Below are 14,032 nucleotides of genomic sequence, written 5' to 3'. Positions count from 1 at the left end.
GCCAACCCCGTCTCCGGGCCCTTCTTCAACTTCTCCACACCCGAACCCACCGGCGTCGTCGCCGCCATCGCACCCGACTCACCCCTACTCGGCCTGGTCTCCGTCCTGGCCCCCGCCATCGTGTCCGGCAACACCACCGTCGTGGTCGCCTCCGAACCCGCGCCGCTGCCCGCCATCACCCTGGCGGAGGTGCTCGCCACCTCCGACCTGCCCGGCGGCGTCGTGAACCTCCTCACCGGCCACCGCACCGAAATCGCACCCTGGCTCGCCGCCCACATGGACGTCAACGCCATCGACCTCACCGGCGTCCCGGACGACGACGTGCCCGGCCTCCAGGACAAGGCGGCCGACAATCTCAAGCGCGTCTTCCGCGCCACCGACGACTGGACCCAAGAGCCCGGAACCGCGCGCCTGACCGCGTTCCTGGAGACCAAAACCGTCTGGCACCCCGTCGGCATCTGATCCACAACCGCAAACACCCAAGGAAACGGCGCGATCGCCGTTACCTCTCCCCACTCATGCCTCGAACAGCCGGAACAGGAGGACCGCGATGGAACCCCACGGTGTTCTCGTCGTCGGCAGCATCACCGCGGACGTGACCGCGTTCAGCGCACGGTTCCCGCGGCGCGGTGAGACCGTGCTCGGCGACGACTTCACCCTCGTGCTCGGCGGGAAGGGCGCGAACCAGGCGGTCGCGTCCGCCCGCGCGGGTGCACCGACGTGGCTCGCCGGCTGCGTCGGCCGCGACCCGTTCCGCGAGATCGTCCTGGACGGCCTGCGGTCGTACGGCGTCGGACTGGACGAGGTCCGGACCGTGGACGGCCGCACCGGCGTCGCGCACATCCGCGTGGACGCGTCCGGGGAGAACGACATCGTCATCACCCCCCTGGCGAACGCCGACCTCAGCCCGGCCATGGTCGACGCGAGCATCGGCGCGACCGCCGGGAAGGTCGGCGTCCTGCTCCTGCAACTCGAAGTTCCCGCGGCGACGACCTGCCACGCGGCCAAGGCGGGCAGGGCGGCCGGGCTGACGGTCGTCCTCGACCCGGCCCCCGCCCAGGCGCTCCCGGACGACGTGTGGCCGCACATCGACCTGGTCACGCCGAACGAGAGCGAGGCGACGGAGCTGACGAGTGTGGAGGTCACCGACCCGGCGTCCGCCGAGAGGGCCGGACGATGGTTCCTCGACCGCGGCGTCGGCCACGCATTGATCACGCTGGGCGCGGGCGGCGCCGTCTCCGTCACCCGCGAAGGCGCCCGGCACTTCACCGCCTACCAGGTCACCGCCGTGGACACCACCGCGGCCGGGGACGCCTTCACCGGCTCGCTGGGCGCGGCACTCGCGGCCGGCGACGCCATGGAACGTGCCATCCGGCGGGGCATGGCCGCCGGGGCGCTGGCGACGACCCGGCCCGGCGCGAGCCCGTCCCTGCCCGATCGGGACGAGGTGGACGCACTGATGTCCGGCAACACCCTGGAAGGAGCCGCCCGATGAGGCGCAACCACGGCACGCTCAACGGCCAGCTGGCCCGGGTCATCTCCGAACTCGGGCACACCGACAGGCTCGTCGTCACCGACGCCGGGCTGCCCGTCCCGCCCGGGGTGGAGCGGGTGGACCTGGCGGTGCGGGAGAACCTTCCCCGCTTCCTCGACCTGCTGGACACCGTCCTCGCCGAGGTCGCCGTGGAGGGCGTGCTGATGTCGGAGGAGATCAAGGAGCGCAGCCCGGAGATGCTCGCCGAGATCGAGGCCCGGTTCCCCGGTGTCGAGATCCGGTTCGTGCCGCACACCGAGTTCAAGCGGTCCACCGGCGAGGCGCGGGCGGCGGTGCGGTCCGGGGAGTTCACCCCGTACGCGAACGTGCTGCTGACCGCGGGCGTCGTCTACTGACGGGAGATCGACATGCGGATGCAACTGGTCGACGTCCACAAGTCGTTCGGGGAGAACCACGTGCTGCGGGGCGTCGGCCTCGCGGTCGAGCCGGGCGAGGTCGTCGCGCTGTGCGGCGAGAACGGCGCCGGCAAGTCCACCCTGACGCGGGTGATCTCCGGTGCGCACCAGCCGGACGGTGGCACGGTCCTCGTCGACGGCCGCGCCGCGGTCCTGAAGGACCCGCAGGCCGCGATGACGCTCGGGATCGAGGTCATCTACCAGGAGTTCCAGCAGAACCTGTTCCCGAACCTGACCGTCGCCGAGAACATGCACATCCTCGACCGGGAGGGCCGGTTCGGGCGCCTGCTGGTGTCGCGCCGCCGGATGGCGGAGGCCGCCGTGTCCGCCCTGAAGGATCTCGGGCTGGACATCGACGTGCGGCGGCCGGTCGGCGAGCTCGGCGTCGCCGAACGGCAGATGGTCGAGATCGCCAAGGCGATGACGCACAAGCCTCGGCTGCTGATCCTGGACGAGCCGACCGCGGCGCTGGACGAGCGGGAGTCGGAGCGGCTGTTCGAGCAGATCCGGCGGCTGCGCAAGGCCGGCGTCACGATCCTCTACATCAGCCACCGGCTGGACGAGGTGTTCGAGCTGTCCGACCGGATCGTCGTCCTGCGCGATGGCCGCGTCACCCTGGACGAGCCCACCGGGACGCTCTCCCCCGCCCAGGTCGTCACCGCGATGGTCGGCGACACCGTGGACGATTTCTACCCGAAGGAGCACAACACCACGGACCGAGTCGTCCTGCGCGTCCGGGGCGCGTCGGGCGGCGACGCGTTCCACGACGTCGACCTGGACGTCCGGGCGGGCGAGGTGCTCGGCATCGGCGGTGTCGTCGGCTGCGGCCGCGGCGAGTTGCTCCGCGCGCTGTTCGGCCTGCACCCGCTCACGTCCGGGACGGTGACCGTGGACGGCGAGCCGGTCAGGGCGCGCGGCCCGAGGCAGGCGATCTCCGGGCGCATCGCCTACGTCACCCCGGACCGGTCCGGTGAGGGCCTCGCCATGCAGCAGTCCGTCGAGGCGAACGTGTCGCTGCCGTCCCTCGGCCGCTTCACGAAGGCCGACGTCGTCCTGCGCGGCCGGGAGCGCGCGGAGACCGGGAAGGTGATGGCGGACCTGCGGGTCCGCGCGGCGTCGCCGTCCATCGCGGCCGGGTCGCTGTCGGGCGGCAACCAGCAGAAGGCGCTGTTCGCCAAGTGGGTGATGGCCGGGCCCCGGGTGCTGCTGATGGACGAGCCGACGCGCGGCGTCGACGTCGGCGCCAAGACCGAGATCTACCGGATCATCAACGGCCTCACCGCGGACGGCGTCGCCGTCGTGCTGGTCAGCTCCGACCTGCCCGAGCTCGTCGCCATGTCCGACCGCGTCCTCGTGATGCGCGAGGGACGCACCGTCTCCGAGCTCACCGGCGACGACGTCAACGAACAGAACATCCTCGAGCACGCACTGGTAGGTGCCCCATGACCTCCACCGTCACGAGCCTCGCGTCCCCGTCGCGGCTCTCCTCGGCGGCCGCCGCCGCGCGCCGGCTGCGCGCGGTCTGGATGCTGCTGCTGGTCGGGATCATCCTGACCATCGCCTCACCGGTCTTCCTGACGCACAACAACCTGATGAACGTCGGGCTGGCCACGTCCGTCGCGGCGCTGCTCGCGGTCGGCCAGTCCTACGTGATCATCCTGGCGGAGATCGACCTGTCGGTCGGCGCGGCGCTCGGCTTCACCGCCGTCGTCACCGCGCAGACGCTCCGCGACCACGGTCTCGTCGCCGGGGTCGGCGCGGGCGTGGCGACGGGCGCCGCGATCGGGCTGGTGAACGGGCTGCTCGTCACCAAGACACGGATGCCGTCGTTCATCGCGACACTGGCCACCATGTCGGTGCTGTCGGGCCTCAGCCTGCAGCTCACCAAGGGCAACCCGGTCGCCGTCACCGACTACGACTTCCAGGGCATCGGGCAGAGCCGGATCGCCGGCGTGCCCGTCCCCGTCGTGATCATGCTGGTGGTGTTCGCGGTGTTCGGGTACCTGCTCGCGCGGACCCGGTTCGGCCGGCACGTCTACGCCACCGGCGACAACACCGAGGCGGCCCGGCTGTCGGGCGTCCGCACCGACCGGGTGAAGATCCTCGCGTTCGTGATCAGCGGCGTGCTGGCGGCGCTCGCCGGCTTCATCCTCACCGCCCGGCTGTCCACCGCGGAGCCCACCGCCGGCACCGGCCTGGAACTGGAGGCCATCGCCGCCGTCATCATCGGCGGAACGAGCCTCGCCGGCGGCCGCGGCACGCTTCTCGGCACCCTCGTCGGCGCGCTCGTCCTCGGCGTCATCGACAACGGGATGAACCTGCTGGACGTCTCGCCGTTCCTGCAGAACGTCGTGAAGGGCCTGGTCATCCTGCTGGCCGTGTTCCTGGACCGCAACATCGACGTGCTGCGCTCCCTCATCCCGAAACGTGCGGACAAGACCACACAGGGCGGACCGTCTCATCGCAGCGGCACCGCCGCCAAGACCCCCTGATCGACTCCCACCCCAACCCCGCAAAAGGAGATTCCCATGCGCGTGGCCAGAACCACCCGCGCCGTGATCGCCGTGACGGCCGCGGCCGCGCTCGCCCTGACCGGGTGCAGCCGCGCCGGCGAGGACGCCGGCGCCTCCACCGGCAAGGCGTCCGGAAAGAAGGACGCGACGATCATCATGAGCACGCTCAACAACCCGTTCTTCGTCAGCGTCAAGAACGGCGCGCAGGCGCAGGCGGCCAAGCTCGGCATCAAGCTGAACGTGCAGAACGCCAACAACAGCGACGCCGCCGCGCTCAACCAGGCGACGACGGCCATCTCCAAGCAGACCGGCATCCTCATCATCGACCCGGTCAGCACCCAGTCGGCGACGTCGTCGGTGACGCAGGCGAACGGCGCGAACATCCCGGTGATGGCGTTCGACCGCAAGCCGTCCGGCGGCAAGCTCGCCACATTCGTCGGCTACGACGCCGTCCAGGCCGGGCGCAACGCCGCCAAGTCGCTCGCCGAGGCCGTCGGCGAGAAGGGCAAGGTCGTGGAGATCCAGGGCCTGCTCGGCACGAACGTCGCGCAGGACCGGAGCAAGGGCTTCAACGAGGAGATCGCCAAGCACAAGGGCATCACGGTCGTCGCCAAGCAGGCCGCCGACTTCGACCGCGCCAAGGCGCTGAACGTGATGACGAACGTGTTGCAGGCCAACCCGGGCATCAACGGCGTGTACGCCGCGAACGACGAGATGGCCATGGGTGTCTTGTCGGCGCTGAAGGCCGGCAACCTGTCCAAGAAGGTGAAGCTCGTCGGCAACGACGGCATTTCCGACGCACTGGCCGCGGTCGCGGCGGGCGACATGTACTCGACGAACGCCGAGTCGCCGTTCGCGCTGGGCCAGAAGGTCATGACGCTCGCCGCCGACGTCCTCGCCGGCAAGAAGGTCGCGGCCGACGAGACTCTGCAGGGCAGGCTCGTCACGAAGGACGGCGCCGAGGAGTACGCCGACTACCTGGTCGGGCTCGGCGACGCCGCTGACGTCCCCCCGTCCCTGAAGTAGGACACGCGAAGGTCCCACCGGCCCCGCCCCGGGGGCCGGTGGGATCGTCCTCCCTCAGGGCGACCGGCAGGCCGCTGCAGGAGCAGAAGTCGAGCGTGCATAACGTGATCCAGAGTCACGCGCACGCCGCAACAGAGCAGTCCCCGGCTCGCGGCGGCCAGCGAGTGCGACGTCATGGCTCTCGCCGAAGCCGACACTGCCTGAACACTACGGTGGCCCGCGTGAGCAACGACACGATCGAGGCCGCCTCCGCCGAGCCTTTACGCCACGCCCTGGTCAACCAGCTAATGGAGCACGGACTCATCCGCACCGGCCGCGTCGAAGAGGCGATGCGCACCGTCCCCCGCCACATGTTCGTGCCGCAAGCTCCCCTGGAAAAGGCGTACGCGAACGCCACGGTAGACATCAAGCTCGACGCCGGCGGCGCGTCGATCAGCTGCGCCTCCCAGCCCGGCATCGTCGCCATGATGCTGGAACAACTCCAGGTCGAACCGGGCCACAAGATCCTGGAGCTGGGGGCCGGGACGGGCTACAACGCCGGACTACTCGCCTACCTGGCCGACCCGACCGGCCACGTCACCACCATCGATGTAGATGACGACCTCGTCGAGGGCGCCCGCACCTCACTGGCCGCCGCCGGCATCGACAACGTCACCGTCATCCTCGGCGACGGCGCTCTCGGCCACGCCGACAACGCGCCCTACGACCGCGTCATCGCCACGGTCGGCGCACACGCAGTCCCCCACGCCTGGCTCGACCAGCTCGCCCCGGGCGGACGGCTCCTCACCCCGCTGCGGCTGCGGGGCACCGTCGCTCGTTCCATCGCCTTCGAACAGCAGGATGGTGCCTGGCGCAGCCTGAGCAGCGAGATGAACACCTTCATGCCGCTTCGCCAAGGCATCGCCGACGATCCGCGGCGCATGGTTCCCGTGACCTCCGACGGCACGGTCACGCTCGTGACCCCCTACCCCAGCTCGACAGCCTGCTCCGACCAGGCGACACTCACCTACCTGACCCGCCGCAAGGCCACCCACGCCGCCCCGGACGGCGCCAGCCTGTACGAGTTCGGCGTCATCGGCCACGGCCCCGGCAGAGACGCCCTGGCCGAGCAGGTCGCCGAGTCCGTCCGCACCTGGGACCACGAGTACCGCGGACGCGAGGTCACCTTCGAGATCCAGCCGCTCGACAGCCCGCCTCCCGCCCAGGGCCCCGGCCGTTTCACCTTCTCCAACGCCCTCAACCGGATCCTCATCGAATGGCGATGAGATGAACGTCGCCGCGATAGCCCAGCGCTTCCCACTGGTCGCCCGCCCCCGCCCCACCTGCCCATTCCTCGCCGAGCGGGTCGGTCAAATCCGCGAAATGGCCCGCACCGCTCACACGGAAAACGACCAAGCGTCGGCCGCCGCCGTACAGAACATGGCCGCCCTGATCGACGGCCGCTCCCTAGCCTTCCGCCACCTCACCAACACAGAAGAGCACCACCGCACACTCTGCCACTACAACGAATTTCAGGCGCAGAACACTAGTCGAACAGGCTGACCTCCGAAGACGGATACGCCGCCCAAGAGGTCATCAACAATGGGAGCGGCCGTACGCACCTGACCGTCGAGCATGAGCGCGCACTTTCCGCAGTCATACGATCTGCTGGACTTCACCGCAACGCCATCCCTCAACGCCGCTGAAACAGCCGGGGAGGTGACCACGCGCCAGCAGAACGCCCCGAGCCATGCCACGCATCGGAGTTAGCCCTGACTACCAACCTCAAGGCGAGGTCCTGCTCATCTACCGGCGGTCACCGCTCACCAGTGAAGCCCACCGGGTTTGACGAAGTCTGATTGCGTCCCCGAGAAGCAGGAACGCTTGTTCGTCGGTTTGAGCCACATCGGCGCTCAGGTGGGGGGCGTGATATCGACGAGTTTCAGTAACGCTCTGAGGTGGCGGAGGCCAACGAGGGTAAATCCGCGGTGCGTCGGTTCCCGCCGCATCCTGACCCTGGGGAGAGCGGCGGCTTCGCCGATGTCGTCGCCACCTGGGTGTCCGGCTATCGGCTTGCTTCGGCCGCCGCCTCCATGTCGGCGGGCTGCCGCCGGCCGTTGGCCTGCGGCGGCAATAGAGCGACGATGAGCACGGCGCCGAGCGCCATGCAGATCGCGCCCGCCGTGAGCCCGCTCGAGTAGCCCATGATGGCCAGCGCGGCCACTCCGACGGCTCCGCCGATCTGCTGGACGGAGGTGAACAGGGCCGAGCCGAGACCGGCGTCGTCCTCGGTGGTGCCGTCGACCGCGGCCGTGGCCATGACAGGCAGGACCAGTCCATTGCCCATGCTCAGCACGAGCATGCCGGGCAGGACGTGGACGGGGTAGGAGTCGCCCGCCACCAAGCCGGATAGCAGCAACAGGCCGGCGACGTTGACCAGGAACGCCAGCAGAAGCGTCCAGCGCGTCCCGATTCTGGGGGAGATTCGGGAGGACAGCCACATGCCCGACAGGATGCCGGCGCCGTAGGGCAGGTAGGCGATGCCGGCAAGGAGCGGGCTGTACCCCAGGGCGGTCTGCACCTGGATCATCAGCAGGAACGACATCGCGTACATCGCCATCGAGAACAGCAGGGTCGCGCCATTGGCCACCGCCCTCGTCCGCGAGGCCAAGAACGCCCCCGGCACCAGCGGCGCGACCGCCCGCGACTCGACCGAAAGGAACGCAACTGCCAAAGCGGCGGACAGCACGACGACGCCGGCGACGACCGGATCGGTCCAGCCGGTCTCACCCGCGCGCAGCAGCCCGTACACCAGCGTCACCGCGGCACCGGTGACCAGGACCGCGCCGGGAACGTCGAGGCGGCGCCGCCCGGGGGCGCGGGACTCGGGGACCAGGCGGGGAAGCAGCGCCAGCGCCACAGCGACGACGGGCAGGTTGATCAGGAAGATCCAGCGCCAGGACACCAGGTCGGTCAGCGCCCCGGAGATCACCAGGCCCGAGGTCGCGCCCAGGGCCGCGATGCCACCCCAGATGCCCAGTGCCTTGGCCCGCTCCTCCGGCCCCGGATACAGCAACGTGATCATCGACATCGCCGCCGGACCGGCCATCGCCGAGCCCGTGCCCTGCACGAACCGCCCGGTCACGAGCTGCCATGGCTGTTGCGCGAGCCCGCACGCCAGGCTGGCCGCCCCGAACAGCGCCACACCGATGAGGAAGACGCGTCGGCGGCCCAGCAGGTCCGCCAGCCGGCCGCACAACAGCAGCAACCCGCCGAAGGCCAGGAAGTAGGCGTTGACGACCCACGGCAACCCGGACGCGCCGAAGCCCAGGTCATCGCGGATGCTGGGCAGGGCGACGTTCACGACGGTGTCGTCGAGCACGAGCATGAACTGGACAAGGCACAACACGATCATCGGCATCTGAACGACGCTATGATCCGCCGCATTTGGCCACAATGCGCGATGGGGCCAGACTGTGTCGCATGGAGGACATGGGCGCGATCACCGTCGGCCGCTTCCCGCTGGCCTCCGGAGAGTGGATCCCCCCGCACGAGCACACCTACCACCAGCTCGCCTGGACCCGCCGCGGCGTCCTGAGCGTCGGTGTGGACGAGGTGTACTGGGTCCTGCCGCCCACCAGGGCGCTATGGCTGCCCGCCGGCGTCACCCACACCACCGGCGCGACCCGCGACGCGGTCCTGTGCAGCCTCTATCTGGCGCCCGATCGCTGCCCGGTGAACTGGTCCGAACCGACGGCGGTCGGCGTCGACGGACTGCTGGCCGAGCTCATCGGGTATCTGGACCGTGCCGACCTCACCGACGAAGCGCGGTCGCGCGCCGAGGCGGTAGTACCCGACCTGCTGCGTCCTCTTCCCACCCGACCCATCAACGTGCCGCAACCGACCGACGAGCGCGTCCAGGTGGTCGCGGCAGCCCTGCTAGCAGATCCCGCAGACCCGCGCAGCCTGGAGGCTCACGCCCGCGCGGCGGGCGTGAGCCGGCGGACGTTGACGCGGCTGTTCGTGCGCGACACGGGCATGAGCTTCGACCATTGGCGCACCCAGGTACGGCTGCGTGCCGCCCTGCCGTTGCTGGCCGAGGGGCAGCCGGTATCGCGGGTGGCCCACAGCGTGGGGTACGCCAGCGCGAGCGCGTTCCTAGCCGCCTTCCGCCGCACGGTCGGCACCACACCCAAGCGCTACCTGCTCAGAGGTTGACTTCGATCTCCGTCACGCTGACCGGTACGACCCGGGCGACGCGGTCACCTGACGACGCGGAGGTCCGCCAGCCACCCCCCAGAATCAGTTCCGATCCCGTCTTGCCGGCCGACACCTCGTGCTCGCGCATCACACCACGGATCGACCTCCAGCCCGGACACACCACAGCGAATCTTCGATAAGCGGGCGGCCGGGTGTTGCTGAAACTCATCAACACACCACACCGCGACCACAACGCGTTGCCGAAACTCGTCGACAAGCGTTGCTGCTAATCGCCGTCAGAGCCATGAAGACCGTTGGTCTACCTGGCCTGACCTGGTGCCGGTAGACCTCCCCGGTGACCGCCGGAGAAGAGTGCCCGCACAGATCGCCGACCGCCTCGATGGGCACTCCCCCGTAGCTCGTGATCGACATGCACGAGTGACGCAGTTCGGCGACCATGTATCCCGATCCCCGCATTCTTGGTGATGAGCCGGAAGCCCCGCCGCACGTTCGCGGCGTCCAGAGGTTTCCCGGTTGTCGAGCAATGCCAAATGCGCCGTCGCCGCCGGGAAGGCCGCACCCTGTGCGTGACGCCCACGAGTTGAGCGTCGTAGCGATAAGGGAACGACCGCTGCAAGGAAGCAGTATCGGAGACTGGTGCGGTGTCTGAGATTTCGCCCTCGCTCACGACCACCTGACCCATCTCACCCGAGCTGTCCGTGCTACGGGGGGAACCTCAGTTCGGAAACCGACAGGTCTGGAGTGAGGCCCGCCATGCGTTCCTCGACGACGTCCGCTTCGGCGAGCGAGTCCGGTGGCGTTCGGCGTTCCGTGCAGCCGCGCGGCTAGGTCGATCGAGGGTGCGCTACCGTCGCCCGCGCCGACCGGCACGTAACCCTCCACCCGGAAAGCCACGAGAGTCTGGTTCACCGGCTTGGTGCTGGTGAGCACCATGGGCGCCAGAGCTCGGAGCTTCCCTGAGCGGCTTCGACGAACCGGCGTACCTGTGGGTTCACGGAGGCTGTGCCATGGACGCCGATCTCATGCGCCCCGTGGGCAATGGGGCGCGGGCCATCCAGGGCAATGCGGACGATCTCGGCCTTCTGCGCCACTCTGACCAGCGAATACCGCAATGACGGAATCGGAGGCGTCAACCCTTAAAGCCAAGCTGATCAAAGGCAGATGCACACCGAGCAGGCTTCCACCTCCCGCGTCAGCGCATCCTTCTCGGATGAGCCTCATCCTCCGCCACCACCGAAATAGCGACCGAGCCCTTTAAGTGAGCACTCGCCAGAAAAGGATCACACTTTGGTTATACTCAATGGCCTCAATGGCGCCCAACGCACCCTGCGTCCAGTTCGCCCGGGGTCAGAGGCTCGCCTACGAACTCCCGGACGCGAGGACTCCACCAGGTCCAAATGGTATTACTTTTCAACCATAAGTACACATATGCCCGAATTTACTTAACCACTCCCTCATCAGACTCCTCACCAACGCCCCAAGGTTCAACGCGCTCACTTCACACTCTTCGGCCTGCTATGACATTTTCATTTTAACCGTTACATTATTATTACTCGGGAAATCGGTCCACTATCCACCTTATTGCTGTTTTATCACAGAGGCGACTGCAAGAATCGTTGAAAGGATTACGAGGAATACCCAGTTACGGTGCTTGCAAGCGAAGCGGGAACCCATGACGAGAGACCGGAACGCGATCTTGAGGGGGACGTGCCCCCAGCATCTGTCCGGCTCCGGCTTCGCCGCGGAGGATGCGGCGTACGGGCCGCTGACCATCCGCCGTTCCTACCAGCCCGCCGCCGCGGGCATGCCCGCGTCCAGAGCGGCCTGCAACACCGGAGTGGACGCGGGAAAGCGGGCCGGCCGCTGGAGCGGGAAGCCATCGATCACCGCGATGGCCGACGGGGACCTCGATGCGCAAACGCTGAGGTTCCTGTGGTCCATCCTCCGTTGGCAGCCCCAGCCTATGGGGGCCGGCCGTGAAGTTCGCCCGTTCGAAGGGCTTCCCATGGGCGGTCCCCGAAATCGGTTACGGCAGAACCGGCACGCCGGGGGGTGGCCTGGCTGAAGGCCCAGGTCTCCTACCTGACGTCGGCGGCGGACGGCGGAGGGCATACGAGGTGCGCTTTCGCGTGCTGGTTCGCCACCGCCGAGCCCATCTCGATTCCGACGCCTAGAGATGTCCCACACGGATCAGGGCGTTCGAGAGGACGTCGCGGACCTGCTACAGCGATCGGCCCGAGTTCGATCCATGATCACGCGGCCGGCTTGGCTCCTCGAAGCCCGACTCGTCTTATCTCAGGGTGACCTCGACCACCAAAAGGGGGACGGTTTTGCTTTACGGAGTCGACGTGGCCAGTTATCAGGGCAATCCCAACTGGGCCGCGGTACAGCGCTCGGGGATCCGCTTCGGATTCTCCAAGGTCACCGAGAACACCGACTACACCAACCCCACCTGGGGACACAACCGGTCGGGCATGCTGGCCCTCGGGGCGGGGTTCGTGCCGGGGGCCTACCACTTCCTGCACGGAGGGCACGGCGCCGCGCAGGCCCGCTACTTCCTGGCCAAGGTCGGAGAGCTCTCCCGGTTCGCCGTCGCGCTCGACGTCGAGGCGTCCGGCGCGAACGTGCCCACGGCCAGGGAGTGGGTGGCCGAGTTCAAGGACCGCACCGGCGGGCACCCGGTCATCGGCTACTTCCCGCGCTGGTACTGGGAGGCCCATGGCCGCCCCGACCTAGGGTTCTTCGACACGATCTGGCAGTCGCGGTATGTCTCCGGCTACGGCGCCCCGGCCGCTCTCTACAGGAAGGTCCCCTCCTCGTGGTGGGTGCAGTTCGGCGGAGAGCCCATCTCGATCCTGCAGTACTCGTCCAGCGGCGCGGTACCGGGCGTCCCGGGCCGCTGCGATGTCAACGCCTTCCGCGGCTCGCTCGCAGAACTGAAGGCGCTGGCCCTCAGCGACCACCAGGAGGACGAAGTGCCCATCCGCAGCAGCTATGGCAAATCCAGGCCCCAGAACCTCGAATGGGGCCGGTTCACCCGCCTCAACTGGGACATCACCCACACCGACCCGGCCAAGGCTCATTCCGAACCCGACAGGGACCATCCCGACGGCTATCCCGGCTACGTGGCCCCCGCCCCGACATGGGCGGACATCGACACCGTCGTCCGCATCGAGGGCCTCAGCGAGGGCGACGGGTACCAACTGCAGTTCGAGGTCCACGACTGGAAGGACGGAAAGTCCGCCGGGTCGTGGGCCGAAGTCCGCGCCGACGCCAAGGCGACCGGCGGCGACCAGATCGCGACCGCCGCCATGCCCAAGGGGCTCCGCAAGGGCCAGCACGTGTACGTCTCGGTCGCGGCCTTCCCCGCCGGCGGCGACCCCGGCGACCGGCCCGCACCCAGGGCGACGGCCGGACGGTGGACCATCGCCCAGGACCGTGGCTGAGTCCCTGCGTCCGTCACCCGCTCGGCAATATCACCTGAAGCCAACCGGCACTTTCTGGGTGAATTCGCCGCCCAGATGACACGGGCGTGGACAAGAGGGCGACGGGCCAGGGCGATCAACGCTTGCCCCTTTCCAGAGCGAGCAGGTATCAGACGCCTGGACAGGTGCGTAATGGGATGGGTCTCGCCACGCGAGCACCCACCCCGTCCGCCCACTCGACACTCGCCCATGCCCGGCTCCGGGCGTGCATCAGCTAATCCAAGGCAATCGAGGCCGGAAGATGTCAGGCAATCAGGGGAGTCATGGCCTACACCTCACTTCGCGGACGAACCGCGACCAAGGATGATCGTGCTTTTCCCCTTGGCGACGAAGAAGCTGATAGGCCGATCGAGCCGGAAGCGGACATTCATAAGGCGATGAGCGAACTCGATCTGGAGGGCCGGCCGGCATGGTTCGACGACCTAATAGATGATTCGGTCGAAACGGTGCCGCCGAGTAAGCCGTAGTGTCCCTGAGCGCCCCTCCAGAGGACCGGAGGCGGAGCCGGTACAGCACATCCGACCTAGAGCACGAAGAGCCGAAGGTACAACGATCGCATTGAACGAAGGGTGTGCAACGTGCCTCGAGTCTGATCGACATGTGGCAACGATGGCGCCCTGAACATCACCATCATAGGCACGACCAGCAGATATAACTTTCTGTCACTCTCAATGCGCAAAGTGTAGCCGACGCGAGAGGTGACGCGGGAAACCAAGGCACGCAATGTGATAAGCGACGACCTGCAATGTTTCGCTCTTCAGGATAGGGAGTGCGATGGCTGAAGCCGACCGCATGGACGAGGTGGACGTGAACCCCTGCGTGCACCGAGCGACCGAAACAGACGAGGAGCAGGTCCTG

The 14,032-nt window shown here is 68.3% G+C and carries 13 protein-coding genes; 11 read left to right on the top strand and 2 right to left on the bottom strand.

Annotation, left to right across the window (positions count from 1 at the left end):
• The 8 genes from AB0C84_RS43920 to AB0C84_RS43885 form a co-directional block, all read left to right on the top strand.
• Nucleotides 1–462 (top strand): aldehyde dehydrogenase family protein (locus tag AB0C84_RS43920; RefSeq protein WP_361078311.1); only part of this gene is annotated, 462 nt, incomplete at its 5' end.
• A gap of 88 nt (nt 463–550) precedes the next feature.
• Entirely contained in the window at nt 551–1,495 is a 945-nt protein-coding gene (locus tag AB0C84_RS43915; protein ID WP_361078308.1) for a ribokinase, read from the top strand.
• Nucleotides 1,492–1,890: a D-ribose pyranase gene (rbsD, locus tag AB0C84_RS43910; protein WP_361078305.1), complete on the top strand. Its 399-nt coding sequence runs from the start codon at nt 1,492–1,494 to the stop codon at nt 1,888–1,890. Before AB0C84_RS43915 ends, rbsD begins: the two co-directional genes overlap by 4 nt.
• A 12-nt stretch (nt 1,891–1,902) precedes the next feature.
• Nucleotides 1,903–3,396 (top strand): sugar ABC transporter ATP-binding protein, encoded by a 1,494-nt coding sequence (locus AB0C84_RS43905; protein WP_361078303.1) that lies wholly within the window; start codon nt 1,903–1,905, stop codon nt 3,394–3,396.
• On the top strand, nt 3,393–4,442 hold the full coding sequence (locus AB0C84_RS43900) for an ABC transporter permease (RefSeq protein ID WP_361078300.1): 1,050 nt from the start codon (nt 3,393–3,395) through the stop codon (nt 4,440–4,442). Before AB0C84_RS43905 ends, AB0C84_RS43900 begins: the two co-directional genes overlap by 4 nt.
• A 36-nt stretch (nt 4,443–4,478) precedes the next feature.
• Nucleotides 4,479–5,489 carry a substrate-binding domain-containing protein gene (locus AB0C84_RS43895; protein ID WP_361078296.1) on the top strand — a complete coding sequence of 337 codons (1,011 nt, stop codon included), beginning with the start codon at nt 4,479–4,481 and terminating at the stop codon, nt 5,487–5,489.
• A gap of 221 nt (nt 5,490–5,710) precedes the next feature.
• On the top strand, nt 5,711–6,754 hold the full coding sequence (gene fxlM / locus AB0C84_RS43890; RefSeq protein ID WP_361078293.1) for a methyltransferase, FxLD system: 1,044 nt from the start codon (nt 5,711–5,713) through the stop codon (nt 6,752–6,754).
• Between the two features lies 1 nt (nt 6,755).
• Complete coding sequence (locus tag AB0C84_RS43885; protein WP_361078290.1) at nt 6,756–7,031, top strand: hypothetical protein; 276 nt, start codon at nt 6,756–6,758, stop codon at nt 7,029–7,031.
• Between the two features lie 502 nt (nt 7,032–7,533).
• Here the strand turns inward: AB0C84_RS43885 and AB0C84_RS43880 are convergent.
• Entirely contained in the window at nt 7,534–8,889 is a 1,356-nt protein-coding gene (locus tag AB0C84_RS43880; RefSeq protein WP_361078287.1) for an MFS transporter, read from the bottom strand.
• A gap of 62 nt (nt 8,890–8,951) precedes the next feature.
• On the opposite strand from AB0C84_RS43880, the gene AB0C84_RS43875 reads away from it, so the two are divergent.
• A complete protein-coding gene (locus AB0C84_RS43875; protein ID WP_361078284.1) occupies nt 8,952–9,686 on the top strand; it encodes a helix-turn-helix transcriptional regulator in 735 nt (244 codons plus the stop codon).
• Here AB0C84_RS43875 and AB0C84_RS43870 read toward each other — a convergent pair.
• Nucleotides 9,676–9,897, bottom strand: a complete 222-nt coding sequence (locus tag AB0C84_RS43870) for a hypothetical protein (RefSeq protein ID WP_361078281.1) — start codon at nt 9,895–9,897, stop codon at nt 9,676–9,678. The genes AB0C84_RS43875 and AB0C84_RS43870 overlap by 11 nt on opposite strands.
• A gap of 2,140 nt (nt 9,898–12,037) precedes the next feature.
• On the opposite strand from AB0C84_RS43870, the gene AB0C84_RS43865 reads away from it, so the two are divergent.
• A complete protein-coding gene (locus tag AB0C84_RS43865; RefSeq protein ID WP_361078278.1) occupies nt 12,038–13,135 on the top strand; it encodes a glycoside hydrolase family 25 protein in 1,098 nt (365 codons plus the stop codon).
• Between the two features lie 302 nt (nt 13,136–13,437).
• The gene (locus AB0C84_RS43860; RefSeq protein WP_361078275.1) at nt 13,438–13,641 is read left to right on the top strand and encodes a hypothetical protein; all 204 of its coding nucleotides are present in this window, start codon (nt 13,438–13,440) and stop codon (nt 13,639–13,641) included.
• The last annotated feature ends 391 nt before the right edge of the window (nt 13,642–14,032 follow it).

Origin of the sequence: Actinomadura sp. NPDC048955 (assembly GCF_040649435.1) — a bacterium.
GTDB classification, from domain to species: Bacteria; Actinomycetota; Actinomycetes; order Streptosporangiales; family Streptosporangiaceae; genus Spirillospora; species Spirillospora luteofluorescens.
This window is presented reverse-complemented; position numbering and strand designations above follow the sequence as displayed.